The sequence below is a fragment of the Acrocarpospora corrugata genome, assembly GCF_009687845.1.
Lineage (GTDB): Bacteria > Actinomycetota > Actinomycetes > Streptosporangiales > Streptosporangiaceae > Acrocarpospora > Acrocarpospora corrugata.
Map to the genome: position 1 here is coordinate 95,579 of NZ_BLAD01000036.1, position 15,227 is coordinate 110,805.

Annotated in this window: 17 protein-coding genes and 1 riboswitch; of the genes, 9 read left to right on the top strand and 8 right to left on the bottom strand. The window is 69.3% G+C overall.

The window, feature by feature from the left end:
- Positions 1 to 79: 79 nt before the first annotated feature.
- Entirely contained in the window at positions 80 to 394 is a 315-nt protein-coding gene (locus Acor_RS02215) for a WhiB family transcriptional regulator (protein ID WP_081898622.1), read from the top strand.
- A 43-nt stretch (positions 395 to 437) separates the two neighbouring features.
- Here the strand turns inward: Acor_RS02215 and cydB are convergent, their stop codons facing one another.
- Both cydB and Acor_RS02225 read right to left on the bottom strand, forming a co-directional pair.
- Positions 438 to 1,436 carry a cytochrome d ubiquinol oxidase subunit II gene (gene cydB / locus Acor_RS02220; RefSeq protein WP_155334802.1) on the bottom strand — a complete coding sequence of 333 codons (999 nt, stop codon included), beginning with the start codon at positions 1,434 to 1,436 and terminating at the stop codon, positions 438 to 440.
- Positions 1,437 to 1,443: 7 nt separating this feature from the next.
- Positions 1,444 to 2,823 carry a cytochrome ubiquinol oxidase subunit I gene (locus Acor_RS02225; protein ID WP_155334803.1) on the bottom strand — a complete coding sequence of 460 codons (1,380 nt, stop codon included), beginning with the start codon at positions 2,821 to 2,823 and terminating at the stop codon, positions 1,444 to 1,446.
- 63 nt (positions 2,824 to 2,886) lie between these two features.
- Here Acor_RS02225 and Acor_RS02230 point away from each other — a divergent pair, with 63 nt between their 5' ends.
- Positions 2,887 to 3,240 carry a DUF1304 domain-containing protein gene (locus tag Acor_RS02230; protein ID WP_155334804.1) on the top strand — a complete coding sequence of 118 codons (354 nt, stop codon included), beginning with the start codon at positions 2,887 to 2,889 and terminating at the stop codon, positions 3,238 to 3,240.
- Here the strand turns inward: Acor_RS02230 and Acor_RS02235 are convergent.
- From Acor_RS02235 to Acor_RS02255, 5 genes are all read right to left on the bottom strand, one after another.
- Positions 3,218 to 3,859, bottom strand: coding sequence for a phosphoribosyltransferase (locus Acor_RS02235; RefSeq protein ID WP_246238361.1), 642 nt, complete (start codon positions 3,857 to 3,859; stop codon positions 3,218 to 3,220). The genes Acor_RS02230 and Acor_RS02235 overlap by 23 nt on opposite strands.
- A 67-nt stretch (positions 3,860 to 3,926) precedes the next feature.
- A complete protein-coding gene (gene rsgA, locus Acor_RS02240; protein ID WP_155334806.1) occupies positions 3,927 to 5,033 on the bottom strand; it encodes a ribosome small subunit-dependent GTPase A in 1,107 nt (368 codons plus the stop codon).
- Positions 5,034 to 5,264: 231 nt separating this feature from the next.
- Entirely contained in the window at positions 5,265 to 6,530 is a 1,266-nt protein-coding gene (gene glyA / locus Acor_RS02245) for a serine hydroxymethyltransferase (protein ID WP_155334807.1), read from the bottom strand.
- A 27-nt stretch (positions 6,531 to 6,557) separates the two neighbouring features.
- Positions 6,558 to 6,660, bottom strand: a riboswitch (ZMP/ZTP riboswitch).
- A 29-nt stretch (positions 6,661 to 6,689) separates the two neighbouring features.
- Positions 6,690 to 7,661 (bottom strand): YihY/virulence factor BrkB family protein, encoded by a 972-nt coding sequence (locus Acor_RS02250; protein WP_246238362.1) that lies wholly within the window; start codon positions 7,659 to 7,661, stop codon positions 6,690 to 6,692.
- 139 nt (positions 7,662 to 7,800) lie between these two features.
- Positions 7,801 to 8,202: a YccF domain-containing protein gene (locus Acor_RS02255; protein WP_155334809.1), complete on the bottom strand. Its 402-nt coding sequence runs from the start codon at positions 8,200 to 8,202 to the stop codon at positions 7,801 to 7,803.
- 531 nt (positions 8,203 to 8,733) lie between these two features.
- Between Acor_RS02255 and Acor_RS45320 the strand changes: the two genes are divergently transcribed.
- The 6 genes from Acor_RS45320 to Acor_RS02275 all read left to right on the top strand — a co-directional run bounded on the left by Acor_RS45320 (position 8,734) and on the right by Acor_RS02275 (position 12,580).
- Positions 8,734 to 8,868 (top strand): hypothetical protein, encoded by a 135-nt coding sequence (locus Acor_RS45320; protein ID WP_281353137.1) that lies wholly within the window; start codon positions 8,734 to 8,736, stop codon positions 8,866 to 8,868.
- A gap of 177 nt (positions 8,869 to 9,045) precedes the next feature.
- Positions 9,046 to 9,129, top strand: a complete 84-nt coding sequence (locus tag Acor_RS46100; protein WP_372453654.1) for a putative leader peptide — start codon at positions 9,046 to 9,048, stop codon at positions 9,127 to 9,129.
- A 134-nt stretch (positions 9,130 to 9,263) separates the two neighbouring features.
- Positions 9,264 to 10,946, top strand: a complete 1,683-nt coding sequence (locus Acor_RS02260; protein ID WP_155334810.1) for a nitrite/sulfite reductase — start codon at positions 9,264 to 9,266, stop codon at positions 10,944 to 10,946.
- Positions 10,943 to 11,095 carry an Insertion element protein gene (locus tag Acor_RS02265; protein ID WP_155334811.1) on the top strand — a complete coding sequence of 51 codons (153 nt, stop codon included), beginning with the start codon at positions 10,943 to 10,945 and terminating at the stop codon, positions 11,093 to 11,095. The genes Acor_RS02260 and Acor_RS02265 overlap by 4 nt, the downstream gene beginning before the upstream one ends.
- A 28-nt stretch (positions 11,096 to 11,123) precedes the next feature.
- A complete protein-coding gene (locus tag Acor_RS02270) occupies positions 11,124 to 11,852 on the top strand; it encodes a phosphoadenylyl-sulfate reductase (RefSeq protein ID WP_155334812.1) in 729 nt (242 codons plus the stop codon).
- Positions 11,834 to 12,580, top strand: coding sequence for a sirohydrochlorin chelatase (locus Acor_RS02275; protein ID WP_155334813.1), 747 nt, complete (start codon positions 11,834 to 11,836; stop codon positions 12,578 to 12,580). Before Acor_RS02270 ends, Acor_RS02275 begins: the two co-directional genes overlap by 19 nt.
- A gap of 131 nt (positions 12,581 to 12,711) precedes the next feature.
- Here the strand turns inward: Acor_RS02275 and Acor_RS02280 are convergent, their stop codons facing one another.
- Positions 12,712 to 13,503 carry a DUF1707 SHOCT-like domain-containing protein gene (locus tag Acor_RS02280; protein ID WP_155334814.1) on the bottom strand — a complete coding sequence of 264 codons (792 nt, stop codon included), beginning with the start codon at positions 13,501 to 13,503 and terminating at the stop codon, positions 12,712 to 12,714.
- 110 nt (positions 13,504 to 13,613) lie between these two features.
- On the opposite strand from Acor_RS02280, the gene Acor_RS02285 reads away from it, so the two are divergent.
- A complete protein-coding gene (locus Acor_RS02285; protein WP_246238363.1) occupies positions 13,614 to 15,200 on the top strand; it encodes an ankyrin repeat domain-containing protein in 1,587 nt (528 codons plus the stop codon).
- The last annotated feature ends 27 nt before the right edge of the window (positions 15,201 to 15,227 follow it).

Consider the following 15,227-nt stretch of genomic DNA (forward strand, 5'->3'; position numbering starts at 1 on the left):
ATTGCGTTGGATGCAGGGACGCCATAAGCGTCCAATGCGGCACAAACTCTGAAATACCTCTCACCAAAGGTGGTTTCTCATGTCTCAGGTACGTCGGCAGCTCGCCCGCCCCCGCCCCAGTTGGGGTTGGCAGGATGATGCCGCGTGCCGGGGAGAGGACCTTGTGCTGTTCTTCGGCCCCGACGGCGAGCGTCAGCCGGAGCGTGACATCCGTGAGCGCAAGGCCAAGGCCATCTGCGCCGGTTGTCCGGTCCGCGCCGAGTGCCTCGACTACGCTCTGTCCCGGCCGGAGAAGTACGGCACGTGGGGCGGCCTGAACGAGGACGAGCGCGCCTCCGAGCGTCGCCGTCGCATGCGGCGCGCCGCGAGCGCCGGTATCAGCGCCGTCGCGTAAGAACCCTGGGTCTTTCTCCAACCCTCCCCGACACGTTCGCAGGTCAGTGGCCCGCTGGGATGTTCCGTACGCCGATCCGGCGGCGGAACACCCAGTAGGTCCATGACTGGTAGAGCAGCACCAGCGGCAGGAAGAACACCGCGGCCCACGTCATGATCCGCAGGGACTTGACGGTGGACGCGGCATTTGTCGTTGTAAGGCTGTTGGCCGGATCGACGGCCGGCAGCACGTTCGGGTAAAGCACCGCGAACAGCGTCAGCGTGGCGACTCCGATGGCGACCGCGGACGCCGTGAACGCCCACCCCTCCCGCCCTGCCGCGATCGCCGCCACCGCCAGCCCCCAGGCGACCACCGCGACGACCCCCAGCGCCACCGACACCGCGGACCCGCCGTGGAACTGCCCCCACCCCAGGAACACGGCCACGAGCACCCCCGCCACGACACCCGCCTTCCAGGCGAGCGCCCTGGCTTTCCGCCGGATGTCCCCTTCCGTCTTCAACGCCAGAAATATCGCCCCATGAGTGACGAATAGCACTAGCATAGTCAGCCCCCCGACCAGCGCGTACGGGTTGAGCAGCTCCCAGAAGCCCCCCACGTACTCATGCCGCGCGTCCAGCCGGACCCCCCGCACCATGTTCCCGAACGCCACCCCCCACAGCACCGCGGGCACGATCGACCCGGCGATCAGGCACCGATCCCACCCCCGCCGCCACCGCGCGCTGTCCTGCTTGGTGCGATACTCGAACGCCACCCCGCGCACGATCAGCGCCAGCAGGATGACCAGCAACGGCAGATAGAACCCGCTGAACAGCGTCGCGTACCACTCAGGGAAGGCCGCGAACAGCGCCCCCGCCGCCGTGACCAGCCACACCTCGTTGCCGTCCCAGACCGGCCCGATCGTGTTGATCATCACCCGGCGTTCGGTGTCGTCCGAGGCCAGGACCGGCAGCAGCGCGCCGACCCCGAAGTCGAAGCCCTCCAGGATGAAGTAGCCGGTCCACAGCACCGCGATCGCGGCGAACCAGACATCGGTGAGTTGCATGGCGCTCCTAGTACGCGAAGGCCAGCGGGCCGTCGTCCTCGGTGGCGGGTTCCGGTTCCGGCGGGTCCTGGCGGGCGTACTTCAGCAGCAGGCGGACCTCGATGACGGCGAGCACGCCGTACAGGAGGGTGAAGGCGGCCAGCGAGGCCGCGACGTGGCCGACGCCGTTGGTCGGCGAGACGGCGGCGGCGGTCTTCAGCTGGCTGAACACGATCCACGGCTGACGGCCCATCTCGGTGAACAACCACCCGAAACTGTTGGCCAGGAACGGCAGGACGACGGCCCAGATCGCCGCCCGCCATACCCATTCGTTCTCCGGCAGCCGTCCTCTCCTGGTGAGCCAGAGCAGCACCAGGGCCACCAGCACGGCCAGCATCCCGAACCCGATCATGAACCGGAACGACCAGTACGCGAGCGGGATGTAGGGGGCGTAATCCCCCGGCCCGAACCGCTGCCGGTACTGCGCCTGAAGGTTGTTCACCCCCTCGACCTTGCCGTCGAAGCTGCCGGTGGACAGGAACGAGAGCAGGCCGGGCACGTCGATCGAGAAGATCGGCTCCTTGCCGCTCAGGTTGCCGATCGTGAAGAGCGAGAACGAGGCCGGCTGCGCGCTCTCGTAGAGCGCCTCGGCGGCGGCCATCTTCATCGGCTGGGTCCGCACCATCACCTTGGCCAGGTTGTCGCCGGTGAACAGTATGCCCGCGCCCACCACCACCGTGCCGACCAGGGCCAGCCGCATCGGGACGCGGAACACCTCGGCGTTGCGGCGGCGCTTGAGGTGCCAGGCGGCGACGCAGGCCATCAGCACCGCGCCGGTCAGCCAGCTGGCCAGCAGCACGTGCGGGAAGGTGGCCAGCGCGACCTGGTTGGTGAGCAAGGCGCCGAAGTCGGTGAGCTCGGCGCGGGGGCCGCGCACGGTGAAGCCGACCGGCCACTGCATGAACGAGTTGGCGGCCAGGATGAGGTACGCGGACATGGCCGCGCCGATCGCGACCAGCCAGATGCAGGCGGCGTGCACCAGGCGGGGCAGCTTGTCCCAGCCGAAGATCCACAGGCCGAGGAAGGTGGACTCCAGGAAGAAGGTGATCAGGGCTTCCAGCGCCAGGGGCGCGCCGAAGATGTCGCCGACGAATCGGGAGTAGGTGCTCCAGTTCATGCCGAACTGGAATTCCTGCACGAGGCCGGTGACCAGGCCCATCGCGAAGTTGATCAGGAACAGTTTGCCGAAGAACTTGGTCGCCTGGAGGTGCGCGGGATTGCCGGTGCGCAGCCACACGGTCTGCAGGATCGCCACCAGCAGGGACAGCCCGATGGTGACGGGCACGAACAGGAAGTGGTAAACCGTGGTGATCCCGAACTGCCACCGGGCCAGATCCAAAGCGTCCACGAAATCACCGTACGTGACAGTCAGTCACCTAACGTGAAGGCACACCCAATATCGGAGGATGCGTTGAAGCTCGTTGCATATGCCCTGGTAGGGATAGTCGCCGCCATCCACGTCTACATCCTGATCCTGGAAATGTTCCTCTGGACCACCCCACGCGGCCGGGCCGCCTTCGGCACCACAGCCGATTTCGCCGCCCAGTCCCGCACCCTCGCCGCCAACCAGGGCCTCTACAACGGCTTCCTCGCCGCCGGCCTGATCTGGGGCCTGCTCGGCCAGGACCCGGCCGTCCTCACCTTCTTCACCGCCTGCGTGATCATCGCCGGTCTGTACGGCGCGGCCACCGTCAGCCGGCGAATCCTGTACGTGCAGTCGGTGCCGGCCGCACTCGCCCTGATCATGGTCCTGCTGACCCGCTGAGCAGCGCCAGCACGTCGGCGTCGGTGAGCTGGTCGAACGCCATGTAGTGCTGGCCGACGGCCCGGAAGTGCGCGGGCACGGCGAGCACGACGACCTCGTCGGCCTCTTCGGCGAGAGCGCGCGCCGTCTCCCCCGCGGCGACCGGCACCGCCAGGATCACCATGCCGCCGGCCTGCGTCCGCATGCGGCCCCGGACCGCGCGCAGGGCGGCTCTGGCGGTGCCGCCGGTGGCCAGGCCGTCGTCCACCACGATGACGTCGCGCCCGGCCAGCGGCGGCAGTTCCCGCCCGCCGCGATACACCTGGACCCGCCTGGCCAGCTCCCGGCGTTCCCGTTCGACCACCACCGCCAGATCGTCCGGCTCAAGCCCGACATGCTCCAGCATCGCCGCGTCGAACACCGGCTCGCCGCCCTCGGCGATCGCCCCCAGGCCCAGTTCCGGCTGCCCCGGATGACCGATCTTCCGGGTCACCAGCACATCCACGGGCGCCCCCAGCGCCGCCCCGATCGGCACGGCCACCGGCACACCCCCGCGCGGAAGCGCGAGCACGACCGGGTCGGGCAGCCTGAGGCCGACCAGGGCCTCGGCGAGCAGTTCGCCCGCCTCGGCCCGGTCCACGAATGGAAGCGTTATTTCCAGCCGAGCCACAATGCTTGACATACCCGACCCAATCGCCCGGCACTCGTCAGGGCCGGTTGCGCCCCCGGATCTCCTTGGTGATGATCTTCCACTGCCGGGTCGCCTCCGACCGGAGGCGGGCGTCGCTGCGGCGGGCCATCCAGGCGGCCTCCCGCTGCAGCTTGAACCAGCTCTCCAGCCGCCGTTCCGGCAGTTCACCGGAGTCGACGGCGGCCACCACGGCGCAGCCCGGCTCCGAGGTGTGCGAGCAGTCGCCGAACTTGCAGCTCCCGGCCAGCTCCTCGATGTCGGAGAAGACCAGGTCGACGCCGTCGCTGATGTCGTACAGGCCGACGCGGCGGATGCCGGGGGTGTCGATGATCAGGCCGCCGTCCGGCAGCAGGATCATCTCCCGGTGCACGGTGGTGTGCCGTCCCCGGCCGTCCCCGGCGCGGACCTGCTGCGTCTCCATCAGGCCGTCCCCGGCCAGAGCGTTGACCAGCGTGGACTTCCCCGCGCCGGAGGGGCCGAGCACGACGGCCGTCTTCGCGCCGACCAGGTAGGAGCGGACCACGGCCACCCCGTCCCCGGTGAGCGAGGACACCGCGTGCACGTCCACCCCCGGCGCGACCCCGGCCACGTCGGCCAGCAGCTCGCCGAGCCCCCGGTCGAACAGGTCGGCCTTGGTGATGAGCACCACCGGGGTGCCGCCGCTCTCCCAGGCGAGCGCGACCATGCGCTCGATCCGTCCCAGGTCGGCGAAGTCGGTCGCGTGCATGGACGGCTCGGTGACGAAGACGATGTCCACGTTGGCGGCCAGCACGTGCCCCTGCCCGTCCCCGGACAGGCCGCCCCTGGACACCCGTCCGACGCCGCCCCGGACGAACGCGCTCGACCGCGGCAGCACAGAATCGAGCTCGTAACGGCCCTCGGGCAGGTACCTGAGCGCCACCCAGTCGCCCACGCAGGGCAGCTCGACCGGGTTGTCGGCGGAGGCCCGGCGGATCCGGGCTCCGTATTTGGCCTGGTGCTGGCCGTCCGCGGCCAGGACTTCGGCCACGCCGCGATCGACGCGGGCGACCCGGGCCGGAACCAGGCCCTCGGGAAGGTCGGCCGAGTCGTGCCAGCCGAGCTTTACAAGATCAAAAGAACCAGAGAATTCTGGCGAAGCCAATGGAGGAAACCCTTCGGAAACCCGGGGCCCTCAACTCAGAGGCGCGCCCGGAGGCTGTTGGACGGCAGGTTCGTCAGAAAGACCCGCATTGTCCTCACCTCGCATTTCCTCCTGGACCGCCACGACCGGCGGTCAACGGCTCACACATTACCGAAGGGCTCCGCACCCGGGCAACGCGTTTTCACCGCGCCCCGGCGCCGGCACGAGACCGGCGCCGAGGCGGTTCGCTGCCTAGCTCAGGCCCGGAGCCGGGAAGTGCGAGGTCAGCTCGCGGACCTCGCCGTGCACCCGGGTGATCACATGCTTGGCCTCGTCCTCGTCCTTGGCCAGGGCCGACACGACCTGGTCCATCCACGCGGCGATCTGCCGCATCTCGGCCACGCCCATGCCCCGGCTGGTCACCCCGGCGGTGCCGATCCGGATGCCGGACGGGTCGAACGGCTTGCGCGTGTCGAACGGGACCGTGTTGTAGTTGGTCTCCAGGCCCGCCTTGTCCAGGGCCTGCGCGGCCGGCTTGCCGCCGATGCCCTTGGGGGTCAGGTCCATCAGGATCAGGTGGTTGTCGGTGCCACCCGAGACCAGGTCGAAACCGCGGCTGATCAGCTCCTCGGCCAGCGCCTTGGCGTTCAGCACGACCTGGCGGGCGTAGTCGCGGAAGTCGTCGGTGGCCGCCTCGCGCAGCGCCACCGCGATGGCCGCGGTGGTGTGGTTGTGCGGGCCGCCCTGCAGGCCGGGGAAGACGGCCTTGTTGAGCGCGGTGGCGTGCTCGTCGGTGGTGGCCATCAGCATCGCGCCGCGCGGGCCGCGCAGCGTCTTGTGCGTGGTCGTGGAGATCACGTCCGCGTGGCCGACCGGGGACGGGTGCGCGCCGCCCGCGACCAGGCCGGCGATGTGCGCGATGTCGGCGGCCAGCACCGCGCCGACCTCGCGGGCGATCTCGGCGAAAGCCGGGAAGTCGATGGTGCGGGGGATCGCCGTGCCGCCGCAGAAGATCAGCTTGGGGCGCTCCCTGAGGGCGATCTCGCGGACCTCGTCCAGGTCGATCCGGCCGGTGTCCTGGCGCACGCCGTACCGCACCGGGTTGAACCACTTGCCGGTGGCGGAGACCGACCAGCCGTGGGTGAGGTGGCCGCCGAACGGCAGGCCCATGCCCATCACGGTCTCGCCCGGCTTCAGGAAGGCCATGTAGATGGCCAGGTTCGCGGGCGACCCCGAGTACGGCTGGACGTTGGCGTGGTTGACCCCGAACACGGCCTTGGCGCGCTCGATGGCCAACGTCTCAATCTGATCGATGACCTGCTGGCCCTCGTAGTACCGCTTGCCCGGATAGCCCTCGGAGTACTTGTTGGTCAGCACGGTCCCGGTGGCGGCCAGGACGGCCTTGGACACGTAGTTCTCCGAGGCGATCAGCTTGACGGTGTCGGCCTGCCGCCGCTCCTCCGCCTTGATCAGGTCGGCGATCTCCGGATCGACGACGTGCAGCGAGTTATCAGCCATGGCGCCTTCCTTGTCCACATTGACAGCCGCGGTGACCCAGGCGCACGGCCTCCGCAGGTTCGCTCCCCGGTGGTGCCCCACCTAGCGACGCGCCCGCAGGGCGACGTCAGCGCCAGTCGCGACCCTGCCACCTTATCGGAGCCGTCCGCGACGGCGGAATCACTCCGAATCACTCCCGTTCGCCCGGCGGCCGGATCCGGCCAGCGGCCACAGCCGGTCCACCTCGGCGTTGAGGGTGGCGCCGATGAGCACGGCCAGCGCCGTGATGTACAGCCAGAGCAGCACCGCGATCGGGGCGGCCAGCGACCCGTAGATGGACAGCGGCTGGAACCAGGCGGCCAGCACCTCGCGCAGCACGGCGGCGCACAGGATCCAGATGATCAGGGCGAGCACCGCGCCGGGGACCTCGCGCCACCAGCGGGTCCGCATCGGCACGCTGACGTGGTAGAGCATGGTCAGCATCAGCACCGAGCCGACGATCACGACCGGCCAGTAGAACACCCCGACCAGGCCCTCGTAGCCGGGCAGCGCGTTGGCCAGCAGGGTCGGGCCGATCACCAGGATCGGCATCACCACCAGGCCCATCAGCAGGGCGGCCAGGTAGAGGCCGAACGACATCAGGCGGGTCCTGATGATCCCGCGGGTCTCCCCCAGCCCGTACGCGATGGAGATCAGGTCCACGTACACGAACAGCGCGCGGGACCCCGACCACAGCGAGAGCAGGAACCCCACCGAGATCAGCGACACCTCGCCGCCGTCCAGCACGTCGCTGAGCAGCGGCTCGACCACGCTCTTCATCGCGTCCGGACTGAACAGCAGATCCGCGTTCGCGATCACCGAATGCCGGATCGCGACGATCGTCTCCGGCCCCAGCATGCCGCTCAGATGCCCCAGCACGCCCAGCAGCCCGAGCGCGAACGGCGGCAGCGACAGCAGCGCGAAGAAGGCCGCCTCGCCCGCGAGGCCGGTCACCCGGTAGTTGACGCCCGCCATCGTGGTCGCCTTGACCAGCGCCCAGAACCCGGTGCCCGCGAACCGCTCCATCCCGGCCCGCGCCCGCGCCATGCCGAGGCGTGACTTATGCCCCGCCGGATGGCGGGGCCTACGCGACGGCGCGTCCGTGGACGTCATGGCACCCAAACCGGATTAGGGGTCCTGCGCTCAGGACCCGGGTGGTCAACCACGAACTACCCGCTCCGTCGGCGAATAGCACGGATCATTAGCAGCCCAGGATACGGTCCCGGACCGGCCACGGGTATCGCCGCGGCAATCAACGCGCCCCGAACTTCTGGTCGGTCGGCACGACCGCCCGCCCCAGCGGCATCAGCGAGATCGGGATCATCTTCAGATTCGCCCACCCGAACGGGATCCCGATGACCGACAGGAACAGCGGCACACTGGTGACGATGTGCCCGATCGCCAGCCACCACCCCGCGAAGATCAGCCAGACCACGTTCCCCACGAACGACGGCGCCCCCGCCCCGGGCTTCTCCACCGTGGCACGCCCGAAGGGCCACAGCACATATCCGGCGATCCGGAAGGCCGCGATGCCGAAGGGAATGGTCACGATCAGCACGCAGCACAGGATCCCCGCGACCACATAGCCGAGCGCCATCCAGATCCCGCAGAACAGCAGCCAGATCACGTTCAGCACGAACCCAAGGATCTTCACGCCTCCAGCCTCGCATCCGCGGAAGTGAAACAGTATCCCCGGGGGGCAGAAACCGACCATGATCTGCGACGCCTGCAAGGACCGCCACCACGAGGACTGCCGGGGCGGCTCGTGGTGCGACTGCCAGCACCAGACAAAACCCCGCAAACGTGACGAGCCTACCGGATCCGAGCAGGACACAGAAGACGATCATGAGCCAACCATGAACTGGCTGCGACAGGGCTGACCCTGCGTCACCTTCTGGCGTTTGTTACTAAAAGTAGCGGAAATGCTACATTCGGAGTTTCCGGGCGTACAAGGCGTGCGCCCCTGCGGGGAAACGGGGGATGTCGCAATGACGATGCAGGACGACCAGACGAAGATCATCAAAGGTGACGGTGCGGACTCGGGCGCCCAAGTCCTCGTAGTCACCTTTCCCAAGTCGCGTCAGGACGCCTTCGCCTACATCGAGAACTGGCCGGCGCTGCCCATGAATCTCACTGACGAGTGGATCGCGAAGATCATCGCGTATCCCTCCTTTCTCAACGGCCGGTGTGGTTCTACTCCTACAACGCCAACACCTACAACGGCGCGCATCTCGTGCTGCACCCCACCGGCCTTATCACCGCCATCCCCGCCAACCTGGACGCCATGTGCGGAGTTCTCGGGTACCTGGAGAACAACTAGCGCCTCTGACACACCCCGACCGAAGCCCCCGGCCCTCGCGGCTGGGGGCTTTTCGTCGTACCGGTGATGAGAAGGAGCCTCGCAGAACTGGAGAAGACAGGGCTGACCGGAGTGATCGGAGTCCACACTCTGGACCCGAACTTGGACATCTGTGGTACAGGGGGTATCGTTTGATACATGCCTGCGGATCCGATGCTCGTCGTGCGACGCCACGTCGATCTTCTGCGTGTCCGTAGCGCGATCTGTACTGACGCCCGTTGACCGTCGCCCCTTTCTCTTGATCGTGGGCGCGTGAACAGGCGTCTTTTTGTGTGCCCCCGTACTCGACGGCGAGGCGGGAGGAAGCCTGCTCGCACGCCGACCCAGTGCCCCAGCTCCTCGGAAAAGGACCAGCCATGAGCACCCCGGCCCGCCCAGGCAACCGGCATCACAAGCGCCCGCGCGGCGAAGGACAGTGGGCTCTCGGCTATCGGGAGCCGCTGAACAAGAACGAGGAGAACAAGAAGAACGATGACGGGCTCAACGTCCGTCAGCGGATCATCGACATCTACTCCAAGCGCGGCTTCGACTCGATCGACCCCGCCGACCTGCGTGGCCGGATGCGCTGGTACGGCCTCTACACCCAGCGCAAGCCCGGCATCGACGGCGGCAAGACCGCGATCCTGGAGCCGGAGGAGCTGGACGACCGCTACTTCATGCTCCGGATCCGGATCGACGGCGGGCAGCTCAGCCTGGCGCAGCTGCGGGTGATCGCCGACATCTCCAACGAGTTCGGCCGGGGCACCGCCGACATCACCGACCGCCAGAACGTGCAGCTGCACTGGGTCGAGGTGGAGTCGGTCCCGGAGATCTGGCAGCGGCTTGAGGCGGTCGGCCTGTCCACCACCGAAGCCTGCGGCGACACCCCGCGCGTCATCCTCGGCTGCCCGCTGGCCGGCGTGGACGTGGCCGAGGTGATCGACGGCACGGAGCAGGTCGCCGAGATCTACGAGCGTTTCATCGGCGACAAGGCGTTCTCCAACCTGCCGCGCAAGTTCAAGTCGGCGGTCAGCGGCTGCCCCGCGCACTGCACCGTGCACGAGATCAACGACATCGCCTTCGTCGGCGTCGTCAACGAGGCTGGCGAGCCCGGTTTCGACGCGTGGGTGGGCGGCGGCCTGTCCACCAACCCGATGATCGGCAAGCGCCTCGGCGTCTTCGTCCGCCCCGACCAGGTCGCCGACGTGTACGGCGGCGTCGTCGGCATCTTCCGCGACTACGGCTACCGCCGCCTCCGGCACCGGGCCCGGATCAAGTTCCTGATGAACGACTGGGGCCCCGAGCGCTTCCGCGAGGTGCTCCAGAAGGACTACCTGGGCTACGAGCTGCCCGACGGCCCCGCCCCCGAGGAGCCCCGCGGAGGCCGCCGCGACCACGTCGGCGTGCACCCGCAGCGGGACGGCAACTTCTACGTCGGGTTCGCCCCGAAGGTCGGCCGGGTCGACGGCGACACCCTGCACCGCGTCGCCGACATCGCCGAACGGCACGGCTCCGACCGGGTCCGGACCACGGTCGAGCAGAAGATGGTCATCCTCGACATCGCGCCGGACCTGGTCGACTCGGTGGTCGCCGAGCTGGAGGCGGCCGACCTCCAGGTCAACCCGTCCACGTTCCGCCGCCAGACGATGGCCTGCACCGGCATCGAGTACTGCAAGCTCGCCATCGTGGAGACCAAGGCGACCGCGACCACGCTCATCCACGAGCTGGAGAACCGGCTGCCCGACTTCAAGGACCCGCTGACCATCAACGTCAACGGGTGCCCCAACTCGTGTGCCCGCATCCAGGTCGCCGACATCGGCCTGAAGGGCCAGCTCGTCGTGAACGAACACGGCGAGCAGGTCGAGGGCTTCCAGATCCACCTGGGCGGCTCGCTCGGGCCCACCCCCGGCTTCGGGCGCAAGGTCCGCGGGCTGAAGGCGACCGCCGCCGAGCTGCCTGACTACGTGGAGCGCGTGGTCGGCAACTTCGACAAGCAGAAGAACGACGGCGAGCGGTTCGCCGACTGGGTCCAGCGGGCCGACGAGAGCGACCTCAAGTGAGCGAGCGCGCCGTCCCGTTCTACTGCCCGTACTGCGGCGACGAGGACCTGGAGCCGTACGTCTCCGACGAGGAGCCGTACGGCTGGTACTGCCGGGCCTGCGCTCGCGCGTTCCGGGTGAAATTTCTTGGGATCGGCGTGCGTTCGTAACCCCCACGACGTGATGAGGAGTAATGAGATGACATTGGTGGAGATCGAAGCCGGGTTGGAGCGTCAGCGCGGCGTCCTCGACCTGCAGAGCATCGTCGAGTCCGCGGCCGAGTTCCTGGAGGACGCCCCCGCCCGCGAGATCATCCGCTGGGCGGCGGCCACGTTCGGCGACCGCCTCTGTCTCACCTCCTCGATGAGCGACGCCCTGCTGATCGACCTGGTCAGCCGGGTCAAGCCGGGCGTCGACGTGCTGTTCATCGACACCGGCTACCACTTCGCCGAGACCATCGGCACCCGGGACGCGGTCGAGGCCGTCTACCCGGTCAACGTGATCAACGTGACCCCGTCCAGGACGGTCGCCGAGCAGGACCGCGACCTCGGCCCCCGCCTGTACGGCCGCAACCCCGACCTGTGCTGCTTCCTGCGCAAGGTGGAGCCGTTGAACCGGGCGCTGGAGCCGTACCTGGCCTGGGTGTCCGGCATCCGCCGGGACGAGTCGCCCACCCGGGCCGGCACCCGCGTGGTCGAATGGGACGCGAAGCGGCAGATGGTGAAGGTCAACCCGATCGCCCGCTGGACCCAGGACGAGGTGGACAACTACATCTCCGACAACGGCGTCCTGATCAACCCGCTGCACTACGACAACTACCCCTCCATCGGCTGCGCCCCCTGCACCCGTCAGGTCGCCCCCGGCGAGGACCCGCGCGCGGGCCGCTGGGCCGGCCTAGGAAAGATCGAATGCGGCATTCACCTGTAATCCCGCTGGTGGCGGTGGCACACGGGTCCCGCGACCCGCGCGCCGCCGCCGTCGTCACCACCCTGCTCGACCAGGTACGGCTGGCGCGTCCCGACCTCGACATCCGCACCGCCTACCTGGACCACGCCCCGCCCACCCTGGCCAAGGCCCTGGCCACCCTCGACACGGCGGTGGTGCTCCCGCTCCTGCTCACCGCGGCCTACCACACCCGGGTCGACATCCCCGCCGCCCTGCGCGAGGCCACCACCCGCCGCCCGCGCCTCACCATCAGCCTCGGCCCCGCCCTCGGCCCGCACCCGCTGCTCACCACGGCCCTGGAACGCCGCCTGACCGAGGCCGGAATCCCGTTGGGCGAGCCGGAAACCGCCGTCGTCCTCGTCTCGGCCGGTTCCAGCGACGCCCGCGCCAACCAGACGATCACCCGCCTGGCGTCCCAGTGGTCCCGCTCCCGCTCCTGGTGGTCCGTGACCCCCGCCTTCGCGTCAGCCGCCACCCCGACCCCCGAGGCCGAAGTGACCCGCCTCCTCCGAGCGGGCGCACCCCGCGTCGTGGTCGCGCCCTACTTGCTGGCCCCGGGCTATTTCGCCGACAAGGTGACCAAAGAAACCACGGCCGCAGGCGCCCACACCGTGTCAGACGTCCTCGGCGCGGCCCCCGAACTCACCACATTGATCCTGCGCCGCTACACAGAAGCCCTACACGGACAAATCCACGTCGCCTCCGCGTGACCCGCAACGCCGGTCAGTCCCAGTTCCAGAACGCCTGGAGCCGCCTTTGGCGCCGGTGCGGCGAGGGGTGTCGCCTGCGTCAACGGCGCCGGACAACGGCGAGAAGCCGGGCTGGCTACCCGCGGGCGGGGTTACCAGCGGGATGGGTCCGGGGGTGGGGTGTAGGGAGGTGGGGGTGGTTGTGGGGGTTGTGGGGACCGTGGCGGGAGTGTGCCGTGCTGGAGCTGGCGCCAGGCGGCCTGGGCGTCGCGGAGGGCGCCGTGGGCGGCGTTGCCCATTTCGTGGTCGGCGCGGCGGCGGCGATCCAGCCACCAGTCGCTCCAGGCGGCCCAATTGCGTTTGATGGGCTCGGCGCGGGAGTCGCCGATGATTTTGATGTCGCCCATGATGGCGTAGCCGCGGACGCGGACGATGGGGACGTTCTGGCCGGGGGGCGCTTCCACCACTTTGACCTTCTTGTCGCCCATGATGGACATGCCACTGAGCTCGACGTCGACCCCGTCCGGAACGATGATCTTGATGTCGCCCATGATGCTGGTGGCGACGATGTCGACCTCGTTGGTCCTGACCTCGGCCTCGCGCAGGTCGAGCACGACGTCGCCCATCACGCAGACGACCCCGAGTTCCTGGTCGATCCGCCACTTACCGCGCCGCTTGGTGTCTCCCATGACCGCGACGAACCATTTCCTGGCCTTGCCCTTCGCCGGAGCGGCGACCGGGAAGGGGGCGGGACCGGCCGTGGCGCCGGGAAGGTCCGCGGTGACCTGCGCCAGTTCGGCGTGCGTCTGGGCGAGGTAGGCCGCCTCGGTGCGTTCGGTCAGCTCGGCGAGCGTCAGCCGCCCCTCCACCGACGCGTCCCGCAGTCGCTCGACCACGGCTTCGCGCTCCGCGTCCGACGCGCGCATTCCGCCTGGCTCGTTCATGTCCTCGAATCTATCTCTCCGGAGGCCCCGGCTCGATCCTCCCCAGGGACGATTCCGGCCTCACCCGGCCCCCGGCATGAGGACGTTCGCGGGTGTGTGACGATGGAATCGTGACAGGCAGTGAGCTGATGACCGCGGTGACGGAGGACGATCTTGGACGGGTCAGGGAGCTGCTCCACCCTGGCGTCGATCTGAATCCCGCCCAGGGCACGACCCCGCTCCACGAGGCGGCCGTGCACGGCAACGGGGACATGATCCGTCTCCTGCTGGAGTTCGGCGCCGACCCGAACCTGCCCGGTCGCGGCGAGAACGAAGGGCTGCCGCTGAGCGCCGCCGCCTGCCGGAACCACGACGAGGCCGTGCAGGCCCTGCTCGACGGCGGCGCGAATCCGGACGCGGCGGAGGACGGCGGCTGGACAGCGCTGCTTTGGGCTGCCAGCCTGGGTCACCTGGCCGCCACCGACGTGCTCCTGGACGGCGGCGCGGACCCCGACGCGGGCTGCCCGCGCACCCCGCTAACGGCCGCCGCCCGGTTCGGCGCGTTCGGCATCGTGTGGTCACTGCTGGAACACGGGGCCGATCCGGCGAAACCTGATGAAAGCGGCGCGACCGCGCTGGAGATCGCCCGGAAGCTCGCGGGCGCGGACCTGGAGGCGATCCTGATCCACCAGGCGACCCATGGCGCGGATGCCGACCTGGTCACCGCCGGGCAAGAGGCACCCAAGCCGACCGCATCCGCGGGCGAGGCCGCAACCACCACAAACGTCGCAGCCACGACAGCAGCCACCGGTGCCGGCGCAGACGCCGCGGACGTCGTCGTAGTAGTCGGCAGGTCGCACGCCGCCGATGGGACCGAGTTGGTGGAGGTCACGGCCGGTGAGGCGCGGGTGGCCGCGCAGCGTGGGCACGCGGCGGTGGCGACCATCCTGGAGGACGCGCTTGGGGTCCGGGCTTCCATCGCCGAGTTGGTCACGCGGGCGACGCCGTACCGGGATCGGGATGCCGGTGGGGAGACCTGGTGGGCGGCGGTGCGGTCGGCGCAGAACCGGCGGGACGCGGAGACGTTCGGGGCCGCGGTGGAGCTGTGCGCGTCCAGCGATCCGCTGACCAGGGATTTCGGCGTCAACGTGCTGTCCCAGTTCGGGTTCACCGCCGACGACCGGCCGTATCTGGAGCGGGCTTTGCCGGTGTTGCAGCGCCTGGCCGAACGGGAGCAGGACCCGCGCGTCGTGGAGTCGGTCCTGAGCGCGCTCGGGCAGCAGCGGGATCCACGGGCGCTCCCCGAGGTCCTGGCCATCGTCGGCCGACCCGGCCGGGTCTGCACGGCCAGCGACCCCATCGCCCTGTCGGCCGTCCTGCCCCCCGCCCACGCGGAAGGCGTGGCCACCCTCATCGCCCTGTCCCGCGACCCGTCCGCCGAGGTCCGCGACTACGCGACCGCGGGGCTGGCCGCACTCGACCATGACGACCAGGGCATCCGGGAAGCCCTGGCCGCCCGAATCGCCGACACCGACCTGGGCACAGCCGCCGAAGCGGCGGCGGGCCTGGCCGCCCGGGGCGACCGACGCGCCATCCAGGCCATCCACCGCGTTCTCAGCGAAACCGACCCCGACGACCCCGACGACGACTACTCCCGCGACCTGGTCCTCACCGCCGCCCGCCAACTCGACCTGGACCTACCGGACCTCACGCACTGAGCAATCCAGTCCATCTGGGCTCCAGGG

Bases quoted from the DNA above. Each gene is read 5' to 3' on its own strand.
- Acor_RS02215 (WP_081898622.1), top strand. From the start codon at position 80: ATGTCTCAGGTACGTCGGCAGCTCGCCCGCCCCCGCCCCAGTTGGGGT.
- cydB (WP_155334802.1), bottom strand. From the start codon at position 1,436: ATGCAACTCACCGATGTCTGGTTCGCCGCGATCGCGGTGCTGTGGACC.
- glyA (WP_155334807.1), bottom strand. From the start codon at position 6,530: ATGGCTGATAACTCGCTGCACGTCGTCGATCCGGAGATCGCCGACCTG.
- Acor_RS02250 (WP_246238362.1), bottom strand. From the start codon at position 7,661: ATGACGTCCACGGACGCGCCGTCGCGTAGGCCCCGCCATCCGGCGGGG.
- Acor_RS46100 (WP_372453654.1), top strand. From the start codon at position 9,046: ATGCCTGCGGATCCGATGCTCGTCGTGCGACGCCACGTCGATCTTCTG.
- Acor_RS02260 (WP_155334810.1), top strand. From the start codon at position 9,264: ATGAGCACCCCGGCCCGCCCAGGCAACCGGCATCACAAGCGCCCGCGC.
- Acor_RS02270 (WP_155334812.1), top strand. From the start codon at position 11,124: ATGACATTGGTGGAGATCGAAGCCGGGTTGGAGCGTCAGCGCGGCGTC.
- Acor_RS02275 (WP_155334813.1), top strand. From the start codon at position 11,834: ATGCGGCATTCACCTGTAATCCCGCTGGTGGCGGTGGCACACGGGTCC.
- Acor_RS02280 (WP_155334814.1), bottom strand. From the start codon at position 13,503: ATGAACGAGCCAGGCGGAATGCGCGCGTCGGACGCGGAGCGCGAAGCC.